This window comes from Micromonospora sp. NBRC 110037, from assembly GCF_001652995.1.
In the GTDB taxonomy this organism is placed as follows: Bacteria; Actinomycetota; Actinomycetes; order Mycobacteriales; family Micromonosporaceae; genus Micromonospora; species Micromonospora chalcea.
In genome coordinates this window covers 267,410-289,185 of record NZ_BBVA01000002.1, presented here as the reverse complement: position 1 = coordinate 289,185, position 21,776 = coordinate 267,410, and the positions used below count along the sequence as shown (strand labels likewise).

General features: G+C 72.9%; 19 protein-coding genes. 8 read left to right on the top strand and 11 right to left on the bottom strand.

The window, feature by feature from the left end:
• Positions 1–185: 185 nt before the first annotated feature.
• A complete protein-coding gene (locus A4R25_RS01325) occupies positions 186–1,148 on the top strand; it encodes a heme A synthase (RefSeq protein ID WP_181373768.1) in 963 nt (320 codons plus the stop codon).
• Between the two features lie 73 nt (positions 1,149–1,221).
• Positions 1,222–2,889, top strand: a complete 1,668-nt coding sequence (locus A4R25_RS01320; RefSeq protein ID WP_043329635.1) for a right-handed parallel beta-helix repeat-containing protein — start codon at positions 1,222–1,224, stop codon at positions 2,887–2,889.
• A gap of 593 nt (positions 2,890–3,482) precedes the next feature.
• Here the strand turns inward: A4R25_RS01320 and A4R25_RS01315 are convergent.
• The 3 genes from A4R25_RS01315 to A4R25_RS01305 form a co-directional block, all read right to left on the bottom strand.
• Complete coding sequence (locus tag A4R25_RS01315) at positions 3,483–4,400, bottom strand: RimK family alpha-L-glutamate ligase (protein ID WP_064445303.1); 918 nt, start codon at positions 4,398–4,400, stop codon at positions 3,483–3,485.
• 9 nt (positions 4,401–4,409) lie between these two features.
• Positions 4,410–4,742, bottom strand: a complete 333-nt coding sequence (locus tag A4R25_RS01310; RefSeq protein WP_013287454.1) for a hypothetical protein — start codon at positions 4,740–4,742, stop codon at positions 4,410–4,412.
• A gap of 219 nt (positions 4,743–4,961) precedes the next feature.
• Complete coding sequence (locus A4R25_RS01305) at positions 4,962–5,921, bottom strand: heme o synthase (RefSeq protein ID WP_043329632.1); 960 nt, start codon at positions 5,919–5,921, stop codon at positions 4,962–4,964.
• Between the two features lie 264 nt (positions 5,922–6,185).
• Between A4R25_RS01305 and tkt the strand changes: the two genes are divergently transcribed.
• The 6 genes from tkt (at position 6,186) to pgl (ending at position 14,620) form a co-directional block, all read left to right on the top strand.
• The gene (gene tkt / locus A4R25_RS01300) at positions 6,186–8,324 is read left to right on the top strand and encodes a transketolase (protein WP_043329631.1); all 2,139 of its coding nucleotides are present in this window, start codon (positions 6,186–6,188) and stop codon (positions 8,322–8,324) included.
• Between the two features lie 16 nt (positions 8,325–8,340).
• The gene (gene tal, locus A4R25_RS01295; protein ID WP_043331133.1) at positions 8,341–9,519 is read left to right on the top strand and encodes a transaldolase; all 1,179 of its coding nucleotides are present in this window, start codon (positions 8,341–8,343) and stop codon (positions 9,517–9,519) included.
• 79 nt (positions 9,520–9,598) lie between these two features.
• Entirely contained in the window at positions 9,599–11,167 is a 1,569-nt protein-coding gene (locus A4R25_RS01290; RefSeq protein WP_064445302.1) for a hypothetical protein, read from the top strand.
• Between the two features lie 50 nt (positions 11,168–11,217).
• On the top strand, positions 11,218–12,732 hold the full coding sequence (gene zwf, locus A4R25_RS01285; protein WP_043329630.1) for a glucose-6-phosphate dehydrogenase: 1,515 nt from the start codon (positions 11,218–11,220) through the stop codon (positions 12,730–12,732).
• A gap of 31 nt (positions 12,733–12,763) precedes the next feature.
• A complete protein-coding gene (locus A4R25_RS01280; RefSeq protein ID WP_043329629.1) occupies positions 12,764–13,780 on the top strand; it encodes a glucose-6-phosphate dehydrogenase assembly protein OpcA in 1,017 nt (338 codons plus the stop codon).
• A 69-nt stretch (positions 13,781–13,849) separates the two neighbouring features.
• A complete protein-coding gene (gene pgl / locus A4R25_RS01275) occupies positions 13,850–14,620 on the top strand; it encodes a 6-phosphogluconolactonase (RefSeq protein ID WP_064445301.1) in 771 nt (256 codons plus the stop codon).
• A 65-nt stretch (positions 14,621–14,685) separates the two neighbouring features.
• Here the strand turns inward: pgl and A4R25_RS01270 are convergent, their stop codons facing one another.
• From A4R25_RS01270 to rapZ, 8 genes are all read right to left on the bottom strand, one after another.
• A complete protein-coding gene (locus A4R25_RS01270) occupies positions 14,686–15,030 on the bottom strand; it encodes an RNA polymerase-binding protein RbpA (protein ID WP_013287462.1) in 345 nt (114 codons plus the stop codon).
• A gap of 130 nt (positions 15,031–15,160) precedes the next feature.
• On the bottom strand, positions 15,161–15,421 hold the full coding sequence (gene secG, locus A4R25_RS01265) for a preprotein translocase subunit SecG (RefSeq protein WP_043329626.1): 261 nt from the start codon (positions 15,419–15,421) through the stop codon (positions 15,161–15,163).
• Positions 15,422–15,516: 95 nt separating this feature from the next.
• A complete protein-coding gene (gene tpiA, locus A4R25_RS01260) occupies positions 15,517–16,308 on the bottom strand; it encodes a triose-phosphate isomerase (protein ID WP_043329625.1) in 792 nt (263 codons plus the stop codon).
• Positions 16,309–17,508 carry a phosphoglycerate kinase gene (gene pgk, locus A4R25_RS01255; protein WP_064445300.1) on the bottom strand — a complete coding sequence of 400 codons (1,200 nt, stop codon included), beginning with the start codon at positions 17,506–17,508 and terminating at the stop codon, positions 16,309–16,311. It abuts the gene before it with no gap.
• Positions 17,505–18,509, bottom strand: coding sequence for a type I glyceraldehyde-3-phosphate dehydrogenase (gene gap, locus A4R25_RS01250; RefSeq protein WP_043329624.1), 1,005 nt, complete (start codon positions 18,507–18,509; stop codon positions 17,505–17,507). The genes pgk and gap overlap by 4 nt, the downstream gene beginning before the upstream one ends.
• Before the next feature lie 263 nt (positions 18,510–18,772).
• Positions 18,773–19,753, bottom strand: a complete 981-nt coding sequence (gene whiA / locus A4R25_RS01245) for a DNA-binding protein WhiA (RefSeq protein WP_030503240.1) — start codon at positions 19,751–19,753, stop codon at positions 18,773–18,775.
• 54 nt (positions 19,754–19,807) lie between these two features.
• A complete protein-coding gene (locus A4R25_RS01240) occupies positions 19,808–20,815 on the bottom strand; it encodes a 2-phospho-L-lactate transferase CofD family protein (protein ID WP_043329623.1) in 1,008 nt (335 codons plus the stop codon).
• A complete protein-coding gene (gene rapZ / locus A4R25_RS01235) occupies positions 20,812–21,735 on the bottom strand; it encodes an RNase adapter RapZ (RefSeq protein ID WP_373887988.1) in 924 nt (307 codons plus the stop codon). Before rapZ ends, A4R25_RS01240 begins: the two co-directional genes overlap by 4 nt.
• Positions 21,736–21,776 lie beyond the last annotated feature (41 nt).

The following is a 21,776-nucleotide window of genomic DNA, read 5'->3' as shown; positions in this document are numbered from 1 at the left end:
CGACGTGCCGGGTGCCACGACGCGACCGCGAACCGCCGGTGACCGCACCGGTCACCGACGCCCGGGACAGCGCCGCCGCGTTTTTCACAACGGCAACGTTACGTAAATCGTCCGGGGCTCGCAAACCCGGGTCCGGTGATTCCGACCACCGGGGTGGCGGAGTCACCCGATCGGGATCAACTACGGTGCGTAGGATTCGCTCCGTGAAGCGTTCCGTCCGGTTCCCGGTCTCGTCCACGCTGCTGCGCCGCCTCGCGCTCGCCTCGATCATCGCGAACGTCGCGATCGTGGTCACCGGCGGGGCCGTCCGGCTCACCGCGTCCGGCCTCGGCTGCCCCACCTGGCCCCGGTGCACCGACGACTCCTACACCACGACCGCCGAGATGGGGGTGCACGGGGTGATCGAGTTCGGCAACCGGCTGCTCACCTTCGCGGTGGGGATCATCGCACTCGCCGTCGTGCTGGCCGTGCTGGCCCACCGTCCCCGCCGGCGCGGGCTGCTCCCGCTGGCCGTCGGCGTGCTGTTCGGCATCCCGGCCCAGGCGGTCATCGGCGGCATCACCGTGCTGACCAACCTCAACCCGTGGGTGGTCGGGCTGCACTTCCTCGCCTCGATGGCGGTCATCGCCGCCGCGTACGCGCTCTGGCGGCGGATCAAGGAGCCGGACGGGCCGGTCAGCCCGACCGTGCCGGCGCCGCTGCGTACCCTCGCCTGGATCACCACGGCGGTGAGCGCGTCGGTGCTGGTGGTCGGCACCTGGGTGACCGGCAGCGGCCCGCACGCCGGCGACCACGGCGCGGCCCGCAACGGCCTGGACCCGACGCAGATCTCGCAGGTGCACGCCGACGGCGTCTTCCTGCTGATCGGTCTCTCGGTGGCGCTGTACTTCGCGTTCCGGGCGGTCGGCGCGGAGCGCGCGGCGCGGGCCGCCGCGGTGCTGATCGCGGTCGAGCTGGGCCAGGGCGTGATCGGCTTCGTCCAGTACTTCACCCACCTGCCGGGCGTGCTGGTCGGCGCGCACATGCTCGGCTCCTGCCTGGTGCTGCTGGCCACGCTCGGCGTCCTGTTCGCGACCCGGGAGCGGCTGCCGGCCGCCCCGCCGGCCCCGGCCGAGCCGGTCGCCGAGCCGGTGGGCGCCGGCGCCTGAGCGGGGCGTTATCGCGCGACGGGAACGGGAAAGCAGTCCGGGCCACGGACCGTACGCCCGAGGGGAGTTCCCGGTGCCGCGCAAGAGCCTCGCCACCACCACGCCGCAACGGCTGACGCCGGTCGCCGGCGCGCCGCTGTGGTGCGACGCCCACGAGCACGGCCTCACCGGCGACGGGGTGACGAACGACCAGCCGGCGCTGGCGGCCCTGGTGGACCGGCTCGGCGCCGGGTACGACGCCGACGGCCGGGCCCGGGTGATCTACTGTCCGCCCGGCCTGTACTCGATCCGCGACGCCGGCACCGTCTGGCGCAGCGGTGTCTCGCTGATCGGCGCCGGACCGGCCGCGACCCGGTTCCTGCTCAGCAACGAGGGCGACCGCAGCGCACCGGTCCCGCTGGCGTACTGGACCACCGTCCAGCACGGCGCGGACCGGGACCGGCACATCGCCGACTGCACGTTCGCCGACTTCGAGATCGACGGCTCCGGGGTCGCCCAGACCTCCTACGACTACCTGGCCAAGGGGCTGGGCCTGCAGTACGTGGTGCGCGGCGTGTTCCGCAACCTCTACATCCACCACACCGGGGCGACCGGCCTGGGCTGTGACTTCCTCCAGGACAGCCTGATCGACGGCGTGGTCGTGGTCGGGTGCGGCCGGCTGGACAACGGCGACCAGATGGGCGGCGCCGGGATCGGCGTCGGCATCGGCGGCTGGGGCGACGTGGAGCGCCTCACCATCGCCAACTGCACCACCATCGGCAACGGCACCAACGGGATCTTCCTGGAGTTGCAGAAGGACTACTGGACCCCACCGCGCGGTTTCCGGATCATCGGCTGCCACAGCCAGGCCAACCGGTTCGGCATCTCCGACTGGGGCGCCGACGGGTTGATCGTCTCCGGCTGCACCATGACCAACAACCTGGAGGCCGGCTTCGACGTGTCCGGCAACGGCACCGCCGGGGTGGCCGGGCGCGGCGGCCTGCTCACCGGCTGCGTGATCGACGCCAACGTCGGCGACGGGATCAGCATGGGCAACACCCCCGGCCCGTACACGGTGCAGGGCAACCGGATCAGCCGCAACGGCGGTTTCGGCTACCACGAGCACGACCTGGGCCACGGCTACCGGGGCGCGGCGGCCGACGTGGTGATCCAGGACAACGACATCCGGGAGAACGCGCTGGACGGCATCCGGATCGACCGGCCGATGCTGGACACCTCGATCGTGGGCAACCGGATCCGGGACAACGGCCGCCGCTCCGCCCCGGCCTGCTCCGGCTCCGGCGAGGCGGTGCGCTACGGCCCGCGCGAGCTCACCGACGGCAACGCGGACTGGCCCGACGGCGGGCACCGGGGCAAGGTGGTCCGGGTCGGCTCACGGGACGCGGTGGTGTCCGACAACAGCGCCACCCGGCTCTCCCTGGCCGAGGTACGCCCGGACGGCACCACCGGCTGGAACGAGGCCACCCCGGGGCCGGGCACGAGGTACGAGCTGCCGGACGGCCCGCCGGCCTGCGGCGGCATCACCATCGCCGCGCCGTTCGACTCGGCCACCGTGCGCGCCAACCGGATCTGGCACCGGGACGCCGACACCCAGGCGTACGGCATCTGGGTCACCGAGGCGGGCAGTTGCGTCTCCTGCGCGTTCGAGGACAACGACCTGGCCGGCGCCGAGGCCGCGCTGCGGCTGGACACGCCGCCGATCGGCGGCCGCTGGACACGCAACCACAGCGACCGCGACTGACCTCCCGGCGGCGCGGGCGGCACCGGCGGCTCGGGCGGCTCCGGTTCAGCCGGGCCGGCGTCGGTGGTGACAGCCAGCATGACCAAGCTGCCGTTGCTGACCGCGTACGCGACGATCAGCACCCAGAGATCGCCGTCGCGGTGCAGCAGCCTGGCGACGTCCAGGCCGAGCAGCGCGCGCTGATGGTATCGAAGACGCGGCCCGGTGGGCCCCGGCGAAAGCCGCCGACGCCACGATGGCGGCGACGGCCGGCAAACGCGCCGCCAGCCCGAGTGGAAACGCGCCCCCTCGTGCCACCCATGGCGTTCCACTCACGGCACGGACGGATCGCGAGTGGAACACCATGGGTGCCTGGACAGCCCTGAGACACCCATGCTGTTCCACCCAGGGCCGCGGCAGACAGCGAGTGGAACACCGTGGGTGCCTCGAGCCCTGAGACAGCCTGGCGTTGCGTGCACCGCGTCGGGTGGGTCGGCGAGGTGCGTCCGCAGCCGGGAGGGTCGCGGTCCCGGGCCCGCTGCCAAAGCCCGGACGCCGCCAGGGCCGGCACGCTCGCCACGGCCACGGCCACGGCCACCGCCAGGCGGGACGGGTCAGGCGCGGGGGGTCAAGTGGGTGAGGACCGCGTCGGCGAGCCGGTCCGGGGCGCCGTCGGCGTACCCGACGAACAGGCTCGGCTCGGTCAGCTCCAGCTCGACCAGCACCGGCGTGCCGTCCGGGCCGGGGATCAGGTCGACCCGGGCGTAGAGCAGCCGGTCCGGGCCGCCCGGCACGGCTGCCAGCACCTTCTCGGCCACCGCGCGCTGCTCCGCGGTGGCGGTGCGCGCGTCGATGCGCTCCTCCTTGTAGAGCGCGGCCTCGCCCAGGTCCGGCCCGGTCAGCATCGGACCCTTGCGGATCGCGTGGCTGAACGCCAGGCCGTCGGGCCCGGCCAGGAACAGCAGCGCGGTCTCCCCGGCGGTGTCCACCGCGTCGAGGTACGGCTGGACCATGGTGACCCGCCCGGCGTCGGAGAGCCGCCGTACGTGGGCCACCGCCAGTTCCCGGTGCTCCCTGTCGGTCAGGTCGTAGCGGCCGGTGTTTTGGCTGCCGGCGCTGACCGCCGGCTTGATCACGTACTCGCCGCCTGCCGGTGGGGTCCACTCCCGCCCGGGCTCGACCCACTGCGTCGGCACGGTGGGCGCTCCGGCGGCGGAAAGCTCGGACAGGTAGCGCTTGTCGGTGTTCCAGGCGACCACGTCGGCCGGGTTGACCAGGGCCGGCACGGTACGCGCCCAGGCCACGAACTCGTCGCGCCGCCGCGCGTAGTCCCACGGGGAGCGGATCACGACCAGGTCGTACCCGGACCAGTCGACGGCCGGGTCGTCCCAGACCGCGATCTCGGTGGTGACCCCGCGGGCGGCGAGCGGGCCGAGCGCGAGCCGGTCGTCCGGGTCGAGGTCGGGCAGCTCGGCGCAGGTGACGAAAGCGACCCGGGGTCTCCCCCGGGTCGACTGGTGGTGGTTGGTCATTCGGTTATGTCAACGGGCCATCGTGCGCCGGGCCATCGACCGCCACAGGTCGTTGCTCGGACGCATCTGGTCCATCAGTTCACGCTCCCAGGCGTTCTCGACGTCGACCCCGGCCTTCGCGCAGGCCTGCCGCGCGACGTCGGTGCCGTCGGCGAACTGGTCTGCCCATACCCCGTCGGAACCCACGAGGACGATCCGTGCGCCGCGCTTGCCGACGTACTCGATGACCGCCTTCGCGCCGCCGTGTCCGGCGGCGAACGACTTGATGCCCGCGACCAGGCCGTTGGGGGCCTGCTCCGCGGTCTTGTCAGCCGTCAGCGTCGTATCGGAACCATCTGCCATGACGCGAAGCCTAAGCAGAGTTCCACCCGGATGTGCGAGAACCATGAACTGAATGTGATGCCAATTACCCGCCGGTTTAAGAAGAACCACAGGTAATTCGCCTGCATATGTCGCTTATATCTGGGCGAAGCGGGCGGGCGAGATCGTCACAATCTGTCCGGGTTGGACCCCTCCGGGGAAGCCCGAAAAAAATTTCTGATGAACCGCCGGACGGGCGCGTCAGAGCAGCGCGTCGAGCGCGACGGCCGCGAAGAGGATCGTGAGGTACGTGGTGGACCAGTGGAACAGCCGCATCGGCTTGACCGCCTCGCCCCGCGTCGCGCGACGGCACAGCTTGTGCGCCTCGACGAGGAAGATCCCGCCGACCACGAGCGCGGTGACACCGTAGATCGGGCTCATCCCGAGCGGCCAGACCGCCAGCGAGGAGAGCACGGTCAGCCAGGAGAACCCGATGATCTCGGCGTTGACCCGCCGGACCGAGGCCACCACCGGCAGCATCGGCACGCCGGCGCGCGCGTAGTCGGCCTTGTACTTGATGGCCAGCGCGTAGAAGTGCGGCATCTGCCAGAAGAAGACCACGGCGAACAGGCCCCACGCGGCCGGCGCCAGCGAGCCGGTGACAGCGGCCCAGCCGATCAGCACCGGCGCGGCCCCGCAGATGCCGCCCCAGAACGTGTTGGCGGCGGTGGTCCGCTTCAGCCACAGCGTGTAGACCAGGTCGTAGTAGGCGATCGCGGCGAGCGTCAGCACCGTCGCCAGCCAGTTGGTGGTCGCCGCCATCAGCGCCACCGAGACGGCCGCCAGCACCAGACCGAAGATCAGCGCGCTGCGCGGCGAAACCGTGTGCGCGGGCAGTGGGCGGCGCTTGGTGCGCCGCATGAGCTGGTCGATGTCCCGGTCGATGTAGCAGTTCAGGACGCTCGCCGCGCCGGCCGCGAGCGAGCCGCCGACGAGCACGACGGCGACCAGCCACAGCGACGGCATGCCGCCGTCCGCGAGCATCATCGCCGGAACGGTGGTGACCAGCAACAGCTCGACGATCCGCGGCTTGGTCAGCGCCACGTACGCCGCCACCACGGCGCGTACGTCCCGCCGGCCGCTCGCCGGCGCCTCCGCCACCGCGCCCACCGGCGGCTGCCCGGCAGGGTTGCTGACGGGGCGCTCGGTGATCATGCTCACGGATTGCCACCTTCCGGCATCGGCGGGGGGAGGTCGTTCGGCCCGGACCCGTCGAGGTCCACACACCGCCCCACACACTACGCGGCGTCGTTTTGGCTGCCCCGCAGACCCGGCAACGGTGCGAGCCGTCACACCTGGGGTTGAACGACCGGACGTCCGCGATCCGTACAGAACAGCATGCTGAGATCCCCGGGCGGACGTTTAGCACCGCTCGATAGGGTCATCAGTGAGGGTTCCGCCCATCTGCCGAGGAGCACAACCATCGTGGCTGCCAACCGACCCGAGCTTCCCGCTCTCAACTGGTCCGACCTCGACCGCAGGGCCGTCGACACGGTCCGCGTGCTGGCCATGGACGCCGTGGAGAAATCCGGCAACGGCCACCCGGGGACGGCGATGAGCCTCGCCCCGGTGGCGTACCTGCTCTTCAACCGGGTCATGCGGCACAACCCCGCCGACCCGAACTGGGCCGGGCGCGACCGGTTCGTGCTCTCCGCCGGCCACTCCAGCCTGACGCTCTACATCCAGCTCTTCCTCTCCGGCTACCCGCTGTCGCTGGACGACCTCAAGGCGCTGCGCCAGTGGGGCTCGCTCACCCCGGGTCACCCGGAGCACGGCCACACCCCGGGCGTGGAGACCACCACCGGGCCGCTCGGCCAGGGCCTCGGCAACGCGGTCGGCATGGCGATGGCGGCCCGCCGCGAGCGCGGCCTGTTCGACAGCGAGCCGGACCGCGCCGACTCGCCGTTCCGGCACGACATCTGGTGCATCGCCTCCGACGGTGACATCGAGGAGGGCATCACCCACGAGGCCAGCGCGCTCGCCGGTCACCAGCAGCTCGGCAACCTCTGCGTGATCTACGACGACAACGAGATCTCGATCGAGGACGACACCCGCATCGCCAAGAGCGAGGACGTGGCGGCCCGCTACGAGGCGTACGGCTGGCACGTGCAGACCGTCGACTGGCGCAGCGGCGACGCCGACCAGGGCGACTACCACGAGGACGTGGAGGCGCTGTACCAGGCGCTGCTGGCCGCCAAGGCGGAGACCGGCCGGCCGTCGTTCATCGCGCTGCGCACCATCATCGGCTGGCCCGCGCCGAACAAGAAGAACACCGGCAAGATCCACGGCTCGGCGCTCGGCGCGGACGAGGTGAAGGCCACCAAGGAGATCCTCGGCTTCGACCCGCAGCGCACCTTCGAGGTCGACGAGGAGGTGCTCAAGCACGCCCGTCAGGTGCTGGAGCGTGGCGCGCAGGAGCAGGCCGAGTGGACCACCGGGTTCGACGCCTGGGCGCAGGCCAACCCGGAGCGCAAGGCGCTGTGGGACCGGATGGCCACCCGTACGCTGCCGACCGGCTGGACCGACGCGCTGCCGACCTTCCCGGCGGACGCCAAGGGCGTCGCCACCCGGGCCGCCTCCGGCAAGATCCTGGAGGCCCTGGCGCCGGTGCTGCCGGAGCTGTGGGGCGGCTCGGCCGACCTGGCCGAGAGCAACAACACCACGATGAAGGGCGAGCCGTCGTTCGTCCCGGCCGCGCACGCCACCAAGGACTTCCCCGGTGACGAGTACGGCCGCACGCTGCACTTCGGCATCCGCGAGCACGCCATGGGCGCGATCCTCAACGGCATCGCCCTGCACGGCGGCACCCGCCCGTACGGCGGCACGTTCCTGGTGTTCAGCGACTACATGCGCCCGGCGGTGCGGCTGGCCGCGCTGATGAAGCTGCCGGTGACGTACGTCTGGACGCACGACTCGATCGGCCTCGGCGAGGACGGCCCGACGCACCAGCCGATCGAGCACCTGACCGCGCTGCGGGCCATCCCCGGCCTGGACGTGGTGCGCCCGGCCGACGCCAACGAGACGGTCTGGGCGTGGCGGCAGGCGCTGGAGCACACCGACCGGCCGACCGCGCTGGCGCTCAGCCGCCAGGCGCTGCCGACGTTCGACCGCACCGACCTGGCCGGCGCCGAGGGCGTCGCCAAGGGCGGGTACGTGCTGGCCGAGGCGTCGAACGGCAAGCCGCAGGTGATCCTCGTCGGCACCGGCTCCGAGGTGCAGCTCTGCCTCACCGCACGGGAGCGGCTGGAGGCCGACGGCACCCCCACCCGGGTCGTCTCCATGCCCTGCCAGGAGTGGTTCTTCGCGCAGGACGAGGCGTACCGGGAGTCGGTGCTGCCGCGCGGGGTAAAGGCACGGGTGAGCGTGGAGGCGGGCATCGCGATGTCGTGGCGCGCGATCGTCGGCGACAGCGGCGAGTGCGTGAGCATCGAGCACTACGGCGCCAGCGCGCCGCACACCGTGCTCTTCGAGCAGTTCGGGTTCACCCCCGACCGGATCGTGGCCGCCGCGCACGCGGCGCTGACCCGGGTGGGCGACATCACCGGTTTCACGACCGGCAACTGAGGGGAGCGTGGACGGCATGACGGACAGGCTGAAGGAGCTCCAGGGCGCCGGGGTGGCGATCTGGCTCGACGATCTCTCCCGGGTACGGCTGAGCTCCGGCGGGCTGGACAAGCTGCGCCGGGAGAGCCACGTAGCCGGGGTGACCACCAATCCGACGATCTTCGCCAAGGCGCTGAGCGACGCCGGCGAGTACGACTGGCAGCTTCGTGACCTCGCCGTACGTGGTGTGGACGTCGAGGAGGCGGTCCGCATGCTCACCACGTACGACGTGCGGTGGGCCTGCGACGTGATGCGCCCGTCGTACGAGACCAGCGGCGGCGTGGACGGCCGGGTGTCGATCGAGGTGGACCCGCGCTCGGCGCACGACGCGGCGAAGACCGTCGCCGAGGCCAAGGCGCTGTGGTGGCTGGTCGACCGGCCGAACCTGTTCATCAAGATCCCGGCCACCGAGGAGGGCCTGCCCGCGATCACCGCGACGCTGGCCGAGGGGATCAGCGTCAACGTCACGCTGATCTTCGGCCTGGACCGGTACTCGCAGGTGATGGAGGCCTTCCTGGCCGGCCTGGAGCAGGCGCAGGCCAACGGGCACGACCTGTCGAAGATCGGCTCGGTCGCCTCGTTCTTCGTCTCCCGGGTCGACACCGAGGTGGACAAGCGGCTGGAGAAGATCGGCTCGGACCGGGCCAAGGCGCTGCGCGGCAAGGCCGCTGTCGCCAACGCCCGGCTGGCGTACGAGCGTTACGGCGAGGTGTTCTCCTCGGCGCGCTGGCAGAAGCTGGCCGACGCGGGCGCCCACCCGCAGCGCCCGCTGTGGGCCTCCACCTCGACGAAGAACCCGGACTACCGGGACGTCATCTACGTCGAGGAGCTGATCGCGCCCGGCACCGTCAACACCATGCCGGAGCCGGTGATCCACGCCTACGCCGAGCACGGCGAGACGAAGCCGGACACCGTCACCGTCGCGTACGACGACGCCCGCCAGGTCTTCGCCGACCTGCTGGCGGTGGGCGTTGACCTGTCCGACGTGATCGCCACGCTGGAGCGCGAGGGCGTGGAGAAGTTCGAGGCGAGCTGGGTGGAGCTGCTGGAGGGGGTCAAGAAGTCCCTCGCCGAGGCGGCCAAGGGCTCGGGCAGCCCGCACCGGGCGGCCGGGAAGAACGCGCAGGCGGCGCAGCAGGCCGGCGGCAACGCGTGACAGACGGCGTCCGACGCGTCCCGGGGCCCGGCCCCGGGGCGCGTCGCGCCGTACCGTGGTTTGGGTGAGGGGCGGCACCGTGAGTGACCTGCTGGCCGGGCGGGCCGACATGGCCGCCGGTCTGGCCGTGCGCGGCGCGGACGCCCTGGGCGCGTCGGCGCGCGCCACGCTCGTCGCCCACGACGTCCCGGCCCGGCTCGCCGCCGCCGACCCGGCCCTCTGGGGGCCCGCCGCCGAGCCGGCGGCCCTCGACCGGCTGGGCTGGCTGCACGCCCACCGGCGCAGCCGGGACCTGCTCCCCCAGCTCGCCGAGCTGGCCGCCGAGCTGAGCGACCTGGACCACGTGGTGCTGGCCGGCGCCCCCGGCGACACGCTCGCCGCCGAGGTCCTGGCCGAATGCCTGGGCCGGCCGGTGACGGTGCTCGACACCGCCGATCCGGGGCCGGTCCGGGCCGCGCTCGCCGACCGCCCGGCGCGTACCCTCCTGGTGCTCGCCGCCCGGCACGGCCTGGACCGGACCACCGACGCCCACCTGCGGGCCTACCGGCAGGCGTGGGCGGACGAGGGCCCGGATGCCGCCCGGCACGTCGTGGTGGTCACCGAGCCCGGCACGGACCTCGCGGCGCGCGCCGACGAGCTGGGCGCGGTGGTGCTCCCGGCCGAGCCCGGCGTGACCGGGCCGTGGGCCGCGCTCACCGCGTTCGGCGTGGTCCCGGCGGCGCTGGCCGGCGCGCCGGTCGCCGAGGTGCTGGACGAGGCGGAGGCGCTCACCGCCGCGCTCGACCGGGACCGGGACAACCCGGGCCTCGCGCTCGGCGCGGCCCTGGGCGCGGCGCCCGGCGAGGGCCGGCACACGGTAGCGCTGGTCCCCGACGGCACCGGACTCGACGGCCTGGGCCGCTGGGCGGGCGCGCTGCTCGCCGACGCGACCGGCGGACGGCTCCTGCCGGTGGCCGTGGAGTCCCCCGACTCCCCCGGCGCCACCGGGCCGGGCGTGCTCACAGTCGGTCTCGGCGGCGCCCTCGGCGCGGGCGTCGGCCCGGGCGTGGCCGCCGACGTCGCCGTCAACGGGCCGCTCGGCGCGCACCTGCTCACCTGGACCTACGCCGCCGCGACCGCCGCGGTGACGCTGCGGACCGACCCGTTCGCGGCGCCCGCCGCCGCGGCGGCCGACGACGAGGCGGACAGCGGGCCGCCGTCGTCGGTGGAGGACGCGATCGAGGTGTACGCCCCGAGCGGCGCGCCGGCCGACCTGACCGGCGCGCTGTGCTGGCTGCTCGACGGGCTGGGCGAACGGGAACACCTCGCGGTCACCGCGTACCTCGACCCGCGGGCCGACGCGGCGCTGGCCGGGCTGCGCCCGCTGCTGGCACGGCACACCCGGCGGCCGGTCACCTTCACCTGGGGACCGCGCCGGCCGGAACACACGGACACCCGCGGCCGGCACCTCCAGATCACCGGTGCGGTCACCGATGATCTGGAAGTGCCCGGTCGTCCGTACACCTTCGCGCAGCTCCAGGCGGCCCAGGCCGCCGGTGACCGGCGGGCCCTGGCCGGCCGGGAACGACCGGTGCTGCGACTGCACCTGACCAAGCGGGCGGCTGGCGTCGCCCAGCTGCTGGATACGGCCGGACGGACACGCACGTGACGATCAATGACCTGGAATCAGCGGACCGAGACGCAGGAGGAGGTGGCCCGGTGAACCCGCTGCGCGACGTCCAGGACCGGCGGTTGCCCCGGATCCCCGAGCCGTGTGCCCTGGTGATCTTCGGGGTGACCGGCGATCTGGCCCGCAAGAAACTACTGCCGGCGGTCTACGACCTGGCCAACCGGGGGCTCCTGCCGCCCGGTTTCGTGGTGCTGGGCTTCGCCCGCCGGGACTGGGGCGACGGCGACTTCGAGTCGGTGGCGCACGAGGCGGCCAAGAAGCACGCCCGTACCCCGTGGCGGGAGGAGGTGTGGGCCCGGCTGGCCGGCAACATCAAGTTCGTCGGCGGCTCGTTCGACGACGACGCCGCGTTCGACCAGCTCGCCGCCACGCTCGACGAGCTGCGCGACTCGCACGGCATCGCCGGCAACGCCGCCTTCTACTTCTCCATCCCCCCGGCGGCGTTCCCGGTGGTGCTCAAGCAGCTCGCCCGCACCGGCATGGCCGACAACGACAGGTCCGGCGGCTGGCGCCGCGTGGTGGTGGAGAAGCCGTTCGGCAACGACCTGCCCTCTGCCAAGGCGCTCAACGACCTGGTCGACGACGTCTTCACCCGCCAGGACGTGTTCCGGATCGACCACTACCTGGGCAAGGAGACGGTCCAGAACATCCTGGCGCTGCGGTTCGCGAACAACCTGTTCGAGCCGCTGTGGAACTCCAAGTACGTCGACTCGGTGCAGATCACCATGGCCGAGGACGTCGGCATCGGCACCCGGGCCGCCTTCTACGACTCCGTCGGCACCGCCCGTGACGTGCTCCAGAACCACCTGCTCCAACTGCTCGCGCTGGTCGCGATGGAGGAGCCGACGAGCTTCGACGCCGACGAGATCCGCGCCGAGAAGCTCAAGGTGCTCAAGGCGATCACCGTGCCGCACGACGTCTCCGAGGACACCGTGCGGGGCCAGTACCTGCCCGGCTGGGTGGGCGGCGAGCGCGCCAAGGGCTACCTGGAGGAGGAGGGCGTCCCGGCGGGCTCCACCACCGAGACGTACGTGGCGGTGAAGCTGGGCATCCAGAACCGGCGCTGGGCCGGGGTGCCGTTCTACATCCGGGCCGGCAAGCGGCTGCCCCGGCGGGTCACCGAGGTGGCCATCATGTTCAAGAAGGCGCCGCACCTGCCGTTCAACGCCGCCGACATGGAGTCCCTCGGTCCCAACCAGCTCGTCATCCGCGTGCAGCCGGACGAGGGCGTGGTGCTGAAGTTCGGCTCCAAGGTGCCGGGCACCACGATGGAGGTCCGCGACATCGCGATGGACTTCCAGTACGGCGAGGCGTTCACCGAGTCCAGCCCCGAGGCGTACGAGCGGCTCGTGCTGGACGTGCTGATCGGCGACCGGACGCTGTTCCCGGACGCCGCCGAGGTCGAGCAGAGCTGGCAGGTCGTCGACCCGCTGGAACACGCCTGGGAGGGCACGACGCCGGAGCCGTACCGGGCCGGCGAGTGGGGACCCCGGGCCGCCGACGAGATGCTGGCCCGCGAGGGCCGGGCTTGGCGGAGAGCGTGAGCGAGCACTGCGAGCGAACCAGGAGGCTCCATTGATCGGGCTGTGGGACACCACCGGCAACGAGGTGGTCAAGGCGCTGGCCGCGGAACGGCGCAGCGCGGGCGGGGTGGCCAGCGGCATGGCGCTCACGCTGATCGTGGTGGTGGACGAGAAGCGGGTCCGGGAGGCCGAGGCGGCCGCCACCATCGCCGCGGCGGCGCACCCCTGCCGCCTGCTCGTGGTGGTCCGCTCCGACGTGGAGCGCGACCGCAACCGGCTGGACGCGGAGATCGTCGTGGGCGGCCGGCTCGGGCCGTGCGAGGCGGTGGTGACCCGGATGTACGGGCGGCTCGCGCTGCACGCCGAATCCGTGGTGATGCCGCTGCTGGTGCCGGACGTACCGGTGGTGACGTGGTGGCACGGCGAGCCGCCGGAGGAGATCGCCACCGACTTCCTCGGTGTGGTGGCCGACCGGCGGATCACCGACTCGGCGCAGGCGGCCGACCCGATCGCCGCGCTGCGGCAGCGGGCCCACGACTACGCCCCCGGCGACACCGACCTGGCGTGGACCCGGATCACCCCGTGGCGCACGCTGGTGGCGGGCGCGTTCGACACCACCCAGGCCCGGGTCACCGAGGCCAGCGTGGTGGCGCCCCCGTCGGATCCGACGGCCGCGCTGATGAGCGGGTGGCTCAAGGCCCGGCTCGGCATCGAACCGACCTGGGAGCGGACCGACGAGTTCCCGCGCATGCGTCAGGTGCAGCTGCGCTGCGCCAACGGCGACGAGCTGACGCTGACCCGCGACGACAGCATCGCGGTGTTCCGGCGTACCGGGCAGGAGGACCGCACGCTGCCGCTGGTCCGCCGGCCGCTCGGTGACGAGCTGGCCGAGGAGCTGCGCCGCCTCGACGCCGACCAGGTGTACGCGGAGGCGCTCGGCGCTGCGGCCGGGATCACCGGACTCGACCAGCGGCCGGCCCAGCGGGTGCACGTGTGGAAGGATCCGGCGACCGCCCAGCGGGCCGAGGCCGGCGTGACCGCGCACGCGGGCGCGACCGCGAACGAGTGACCGCCCGGACCGGGTGGTCGGAGGCACAGGTGACCGCCGGTGGGCGGTCGGAACACGAGGGCTCGACGGATGACTGAGGCGAGTGTCGCCGTACACGCCGACCCCGACCTGCTGGCGCAGGCGGTGGCGGCCCGGTTGGTGGTGAAGCTGCTCGACGCGCAGGCCGAGCGCGGCCAGGCGTCGGTGGTGCTGACCGGCGGGCGGATCGCCGCTGCGGTGTACCGGGCGGTCGGGCAGCTGCCCGCCCGGGACGCGGTCGACTGGTCCCGGGTCGACGTGTGGTGGGGCGACGAGCGGTTCCTGCCCGCCGGCGACCCGGAGCGCAACGAGACGCAGGCGCGGGCGGCGCTGCTGGACGCGGTGCCGCTGGACCCGGCCCGGGTGCACCCGATGCCGGCGTCCGACGGCCCGGCCGGTGACGACCCGGAGGCGGCCGCCGCCGGGTACGCGCGGGAGCTGGCCGCCGCCGCCCGGCCCGGGAACGCCGTCCTGCCCCACTTCGACGTGCTGATGCTCGGCGTCGGCGAGGACGGGCACGTGGCGTCGGTGTTCCCGGAGCACCCGGTGCACCACGACAACCGCCCGGTCAGCGCGGTACGGGGCAGCCCGAAGCCGCCGCCGGTGCGTACCACGCTGACCCTGCCGACGATCAACACGGCCGAAGAGGTGTGGCTGATCGCCGCCGGGGCGGACAAGGCCCGGGCGGTGGGCATGGCGCTGGCCGGGGCCGGGCCGGTGCAGTTGCCGGCCGCCGGGGTGCAGGGCGTCTCCCGTACGCTCTGGCTGCTCGACCGGGCCGCGGCGGCCAACGTGCCCCCGCGCCTGCGCAGCCTCCGCTGAGGTGTAAGGAAGGGCCCCTTCTTAACGTCTCCGGTAGAGAAGGGGCCCCTTCTTAACGCCTCGGCTCAGGCGCGGCCACGACGTCGGCGCAGCGCGTCGAGGGCCTCGGCGAGCAGCGCCTCCCCCTCCTCCGGCGTGCGCCGCTCCTGCACGTACGCCAGGTGGGTCTTGTAGGGCTCGGCGCGCTGGCGGCCCGGCGGGTCGCCCGGGTCGGGGCCGGCCGGCTCGCCGCAGCGGGGGCACTCCCAGGCGGCCGGCGTCTCCGCCTCGGCGGCGATCAGGAACTCGACCCGGTGCCCGTGGCGGCACCAGTAGACGACCGGGCGGCGCGGCGCGGGCTCCACGCGCTGGTCGAAGCGCTCGGGGGCGGACCCGATCCGGGTGCCGCGGATGACGTTGTTGCTGGGCACGATTGCTCGCTCCCTGTCGTCGGAGGGGACCGCCGCCGGAGGGGATGGGCGACGGGCGACGCGCGGAGAAACAAAACTGCGCGCGGTCCGTGACGGACCGCGCGCAGATTGTACGCTTCTCAGCGCTGACTCAGGTGCCGTTGGCCATCTGCAACCGCAGCCAGAGCCCGAGCCCGATGATGCAGGCGAACCAGACGATTCCCACCAGAACGGTGTAGCGGTCGAGGTTCTTCTCGGCCACGGACGAACCGGCCAGGCTGGAGCTGACGCCGCCGCCGAACATGCTCGACAACCCGCCGCCCTTACCGCGGTGCAGGAGGATCAGTAGGACGAGCAGCACGCTGGTGATGACCAGCAACGTGATCATCGTGTAGGCGAACCAGATCGGCATGGCGGGGGTCAGTCCTCTCGTTGCGATCACTGCCCGGACCTGTCGGGCACTGCGGCACCGACCGGTGGACGGGCAGCGTCAAGGATAGCGAGCGATCAGCGGGCGGTGTGCTCCGGGAACCGGCAGATCTGCGCGAACTCCTCCGCGTCCAGGCTGGCGCCCCCGACCAGGGCCCCGTCCACGTCCGGCTGCGCCATGATCGCGGCGACGTTCGACGCCTTGACCGACCCGCCGTACAGGATCCGGACCTGCTCGGCGGTGCCCTCGTCGTAGGTCTCGGCGATGCGCTTGCGCACCGCGCCGCAGACCTCCTGGGCGTCCTCCGGCGTGGCCGTCTTGCCGGTGCCGATCGCCCAGACCGGCTCGTACGCGACGACGACCTTGGTGACCTGCTCGGCGGTGAGCCCCTTCAGCGCGCCGTCGAGCTGGTCGCAGCAGTGCCGCACCTGCCCCGACTGTTCCCGGACCTCCAGGCCCTCGCCGATGCAGAGGATCGGGGTGAGCCCGTTCGCCAGCGCCGCCGACACCTTCGCGTTGACCAGCGCGTCGTCCTCGTGGTGGTACTGCCGCCGCTCGGAGTGGCCGACCACCACGTAGCCGCAGCCCAGCTTCGCCAGCATCGGCCCGGCGATGTCACCGGTGTACGCGCCGGACGGATGCGGCGACAGGTCCTGCGCGCCGTAGCCGATCAGCAGCTTGTCGCCGTCCACAGCGGTCTGCACCGTACGCAGGTCGGTGAAGGGCGGCAGCACCACGCACTCGACGTCGGTGAGCTGCTTCTCGTTCAGGCTCGCGGCCAGCTTCTGCACCAGCAGGTTGGCCTCGAGGTGGTTCAGGTTCATCTTCCAGTTGCCGGCCATCAGCGGCCGGCGGGTCGTGCTCGCCATTCAGTTCTCCAGAGCCGCGATGCCGGGGAGGGTCTTGCCCTCCAGGTATTCCAGGGAGGCGCCGCCGCCGGTGGAGATGTGCCCGAACGAGGACTCGTCCAGGCCCAGCGCGCGCACCGCCGCGGCCGAGTCGCCGCCACCGACCACGCTGAACGCGTCGGCCTTGGTGATCGCCTCGGCCACGCCCCGGGTGCCGTTGGCGAACGCCGCCATCTCGAACACGCCCATCGGGCCGTTCCAGAAGATGGTCTTCGCCTGCGACAGCGCGGCCGCGAAGCCGGCCACCGTCTCCGGGCCGATGTCCAGGCCCAGCCGGTGGCTGGGGATGCCGTCGGCGGGCACGGTGTCGTGCGCGGCGTCCGGCGCGAACGCGTCGGCGGCCACCACGTCGACCGGGAGCATGATCTTGCCGGGCGCGCGCTCCATCAGGTTGCGGCAGGTCTCGACCATGTCCTTCTCCAGCAGCGACGTGCCCACCTCGTGGCCCTGGGCCTTGAGGAAGGTGAAGCACATCCCGCCGCCGATGAGCAGCCGGTCCACGGTCGGCAGCAGCGCCTCGATCACGGCCAGCTTGTCGGAGACCTTCGAGCCGCCCAGCACCACCACGTACGGCCGCTCCGGGGAGCCGGTGAGGCGGCTGAGCACCTCGACCTCGCGCAGCACCAGCCGGCCGGCGACGTGCGGCAGCCGGGCCGGCACGTCGTGCACGCTGGCGTGCTTGCGGTGCACAGCGCCGAACGCGTCGTCCACGTAGGCGTCGCCGAGCGCGGCGAGCTGGTCGGCGAACGCGCCCCGCTCCGCGTCGTCCTTGCTGGTCTCGCCCTTGTTGAACCGCAGGTTCTCCAGCAGCGCCACCTGGCCGTCGGCCAGGTCGGCCACGGTGGACCGCGCCGAGTCACCGACGGTGTCCTCGGCGAAGGCCACCGGGGCGCCGAGCAGCTCACCGAGCCGCCCGGCGACCGGGCGGAGGCTGAACTGCGGGTCCGGCGCGCCCTTCGGGCGGCCCAGGTGCGAGCAGACGACCACCTTCGCGCCGGCCTGCACCAGCGCGCTCAGCGTCGGCAGGACGGCCCGGATCCGGCCGTCGTCCGTGATCTCACCGGTCTGCTTGTCGAGCGGGACGTTCAGGTCGGCGCGCACCAGCACGCGCCGACCCGACACCCCCTCGGCGAGCAGGTCGTCGAGGTTGCGGATGCTCACAGCGAGCTACCGACCAGCTTGACCAGGTCCACCAGGCGGTTCGAGTAGCCCCACTCGTTGTCGTACCAGCCGACGACCTTGACCTGGTTGCCGATCACCTTGGTCAGCGGCGCGTCGAAGATGCACGACGCCGGGTCGGTCACGATGTCGGCGGAGACGATCGGGTCCTCGTTGTAGGTGAGGATGCCCCGCAGCGGGCCCTCGGCGGCGGCCTTGAGCGCGGCGTTGACCTCGTCCACAGTGGTCTCCCGGCCGACCGTGACGGTCAGGTCGGTGGCCGAGCCGGTCGGGATCGGCACGCGCAGCGCGTAACCGTCCAGCTTGCCCTTCAGCTCCGGCAGCACCAGGCCGATCGCCTTCGCGGCGCCGGTCGAGGTCGGCACGATGTTCAGCGCGGCGGCGCGGGCCCGGCGCAGGTCCTTGTGCGGCGCGTCCTGCAGGTTCTGGTCCTGCGTGTACGCGTGGATGGTGGTCATCAGGCCCTGCTGGATGCCGAACGTGTCCTGCAGCACCTTCGCCATCGGCGCGAGGCAGTTCGTGGTGCAGGAGGCGTTCGAGATGATGTTGTGCTTGGCCGGGTCGTACTGGTCCTGGTTGACGCCCATGACCACGGTGACGTCCTCGTTCTTAGCCGGCGCGGAGATGATGACCTTCTTGGCCCCGCCGTCGAGGTGCGCCTTCGCCTTGGTGCCGTCGGTGAAGAAGCCGGTGGACTCGATGACGACGTCGGCGCCGACCTCGCCCCACGGCAGGTTCGCCGGGTCCTTCTCGGCGTACGCCTTGATGGTCTTGCCGCCCACGGTGATCTCGTCGGCGGTGGCCTTCACCTCGTGCGGGAGGCGGCCCAGGATGCTGTCGTACTTGACAAGGTGGGCGAGCGTCGCGTTGTCGGTCAGGTCGTTGACCGCCACGACCTCGATGTCAGCGCCGGACGCCAGCACTGCCCGGAAGAAGTTGCGGCCGATCCGGCCGAAGCCGTTGATGCCAACCCGGATGGTCACAGGTCCCATCTCCTCGCGTTCTGGTCCGCCGGCGCCAGACCGGGGCCGGCGGAGGTGTGTGCGCCGACCGTTGGAGCCGGCCGTCGACATGTCATCTCGGCCACCCCGCCGCGGTCACGGAGACCTGACCGCCCGAGGCGGTGAGCACGGCGAGGGATGCCTGTGCGCGGCCCCCTTGCCGTACGCAGCGACCATATCCGAGCGTGCGGCGTCGCGCTGCGGCGGGTGGTGATCCCGCTCGCGTGCTCGCCGCCCGAGTCCTATCAGACCACGAGCATGTCGGGCGTGACTGCCGCTTCCGTATCCGGGATGCCCAGGTCGCGGGCGCGCTTGTCGGCCAGCGCGAGCAGCCGGCGGATCCGGCCGGCGATGGCGTCCTTGGTCAGCGGCGGCTCGGCGAGCGCGCCCAGCTCCTCCAGGGACGCCTGACGGTGCTCCAGCCGCAGCCGGCCGGCCGAGGTCAGGTGGTTGGGCGCGTCGTCGGCGAGGATCTCCAGCGCGCGGGTCACCCGGGCGGCGGCGGCCACCGCGGCCCGGGCCGAGCGGCGCAGGTTGGCGTCGTCGAAGTTGGCCAGCCGGTTGGCGGTGGCGCGCACCTCCCGGCGTACCCGCCGCTCCTCCCAGGCCAGCACGCTGGAGTGCGCTCCTATGCGGGTGAGCAGCGCGGCGATCGCGTCGCCGTCCTTGACCACCACCCGGTCCACGCCGCGCACCTCGCGGTTCTTCGCGGTGATGCCGATGCGGCGGGCCGCGCCGACGAGCGCCAGCGCCGACTCCGGGCCGGGGCAGGTGATCTCCAGCGCGCTGGAACGGCCCGGCTCGGTCAGCGAGCCGTGCGCCATGAACGCGCCCCGCCAGGCCGACACGGCGCAGCAGACGTTCGCGGCCACCACGTGCGGCGGCAGGCCGCGCACCGGGCGGCCCCGCACGTCGAGCAGGCCGGTCTGCCGGGCGAGCGCCTCGCCGTCCTTGACCACCCGCACGATGAAGTGGCTGCCCTTGCGCAGGCCGCCGGAGGCGAGCACGTGGATCTCGCTCGGGTAGCCGTAGACCTCGGCCACCTCCCGCCGCAGCCGGCGGGCCACCGCGCCGGTGTCCAGCTCCGCCTCGACCACGACGCGGCCGGACACGATGTGCAGGCCGCCGGCGAAACGCAGCAGGGCGGCCATCTCCGCCCGCCGACAGCAGGGCTTGGGCACGTCGACCCGACTCAGCTCGTCCTTGACCGCAGCCGTCATCGCCATAGTGCGCCCCCTCACGGACCGGTTCCGGCGTGTCGCCGGTGATTACGTACGTGTCTAACGATCGGCGCGCAGGACAGGCACCAGCGCGGCGCCCAGTGCGGCTGGATCATGACGGGGCGTGCCGTCGAGGACGGCGACGGGAGCGAGGACCAGCCGGGCACCAAGCGATTCTGCCGCACGTTCGACCGCCGCGGGATCACCCACCGCCGTGGAGTCCGCCAGCACCCGGTCCACCTTCAGCTCGGGCAGATAGCGCCGCAGCGTGTCCAGATGGTCGGGCAGGGAGAGCCCCGAGGTCTCCTTCTCCGCCACCAGGTTGAGCGTCACCAGCCGCCGCGCCGGACTGGAGACGATCGCGTCGGCCAGGCCCGGCACCAGCAGGTGCGGCAGCACGCTCGTGTACCAGCTGCCCGGCCCGAAGATCAGCCAGTCCGCGGCGCGTACCGCTGTCACCGCCTCGGCGCACGCGGCCGGCGCGGGTGGGTTGAGCCGCAGCGACTCGACGGTGCCCGGGGTGACCGCGACCTGGTGCTGGCCGCGCACGGTGGACACCTCGTCCGGATGGGCCGGGTCCGCGCCGCGGACCCGGGCCTCGATGCCCACCGGCTGACGGGACATCGGCAGCACCCGCCCCACCGCGCCGAGCATCGCGCCCGCGTGGTCGAGCGCGGCCACCGGATCGCCGAGCAGCTCGGTCAGGCCGTGCAGCAGCAGGTTGCCGACCGCGTGGCCGGCGAGCGAGTCGCCGGCGCGGGCGGCCGGAACCGGCGCGGCGAGCGTCGGCGGGGGCGGCGTCGCGGTGGTGAAGCGGTACTGGAACAGCGCCGCGCTGCGCCGGGTGGCCGGATGGTCGCCGGCCAGCGCCACGAGCGCCTGACGCAGGTCACCCGGGGGCAGGCCGCCGCGCTCCGCGCGCAGCCGCCCACTGGACCCGCCGTCGTCGCCGACGGTGACCACCGCGGTGATGTCCAGGTCCAGTTCGGGTACGCAGTGCCGCAGCGCCCGCAGCGACGCCGAGAGCCCGTGCCCGCCACCGAAGGCGACCACCCTGGTCGGGGTCACTCCCGCCCCAGGTCCCGGTGCTGGGCGTTGGCGGCGATACCGGAGCGGCGCAGCCGGGCGGCCAGCTCCTCGGCGATCGCCACGCTGCGGTGCTTGCCGCCGGTGCAGCCGACCGCCACGGTCAGGTAGCGCTTGCCCTCCCGCTCGAAACCGGCGGTGGTGGCGTTGACCAGGTCGGCGTACCCGGCCACGAAGGCGTCCGCGCCCTCCTGGCCCAGCACGTACGCGCTGACCGCCTCCTCCCGGCCGGTGTGCTCGCGCAGCTCCGGCACCCAGTACGGGTTCGGCAGGAACCGGGCGTCCATCACGAAGTCGGCGTCCGGCGGCAGGCCGTACTTGAAGCCGAACGAGATCACGGTGATCCGCAGCCGGCGGGCGTCCTCGCCGCCGAACAGCTCCTCGACCCGGCGCCGAAGCTGGTTCACGTTCAGGTGGCTGGTGTCGATGATCACGTCGGCCTGCTCGCGTGCCTCCTCCAGCAGCGTCCGCTCGACGGCGATGCCGTCGGCCAGCCGCCCGTCGCCCTGCAGCGGGTGCGAGCGGCGCACGCTCTCGAACCGGCGGATCAGCACCTCGTCGTCGGCGTCGACGAAGACCACCCGGGGGGAGAAGCCGCGCTCGCGCAGCTCCCGGATCGCCCCGGCCAGGTCGGTGGAGAAGGCGCGCGAGCGCACGTCCAGCACCATCGCCGTACGCCGGGCCGCGCCGCCGGCCTTGAAGGCCAGCTCGGCCATGTCGAGCAGCAGCGCCTGGGGCAGGTTGTCGACCACGTAGTAGCCGACGTTCTCCAGCGCCCGGGCCACCGTGCTGCGCCCGCCGCCGGAGAGCCCGGTCACCACCACCAGTGAGGTGTCCGACTCGGCCGGCGCCGTCTCCGCCTCGCTCAGCCCCAGGTCACCCGCTGTACGCGCCTCGCTCACCCGCTACCCCCAGCCGTGGCGCCGCGGCCGGTCGGCCGCGC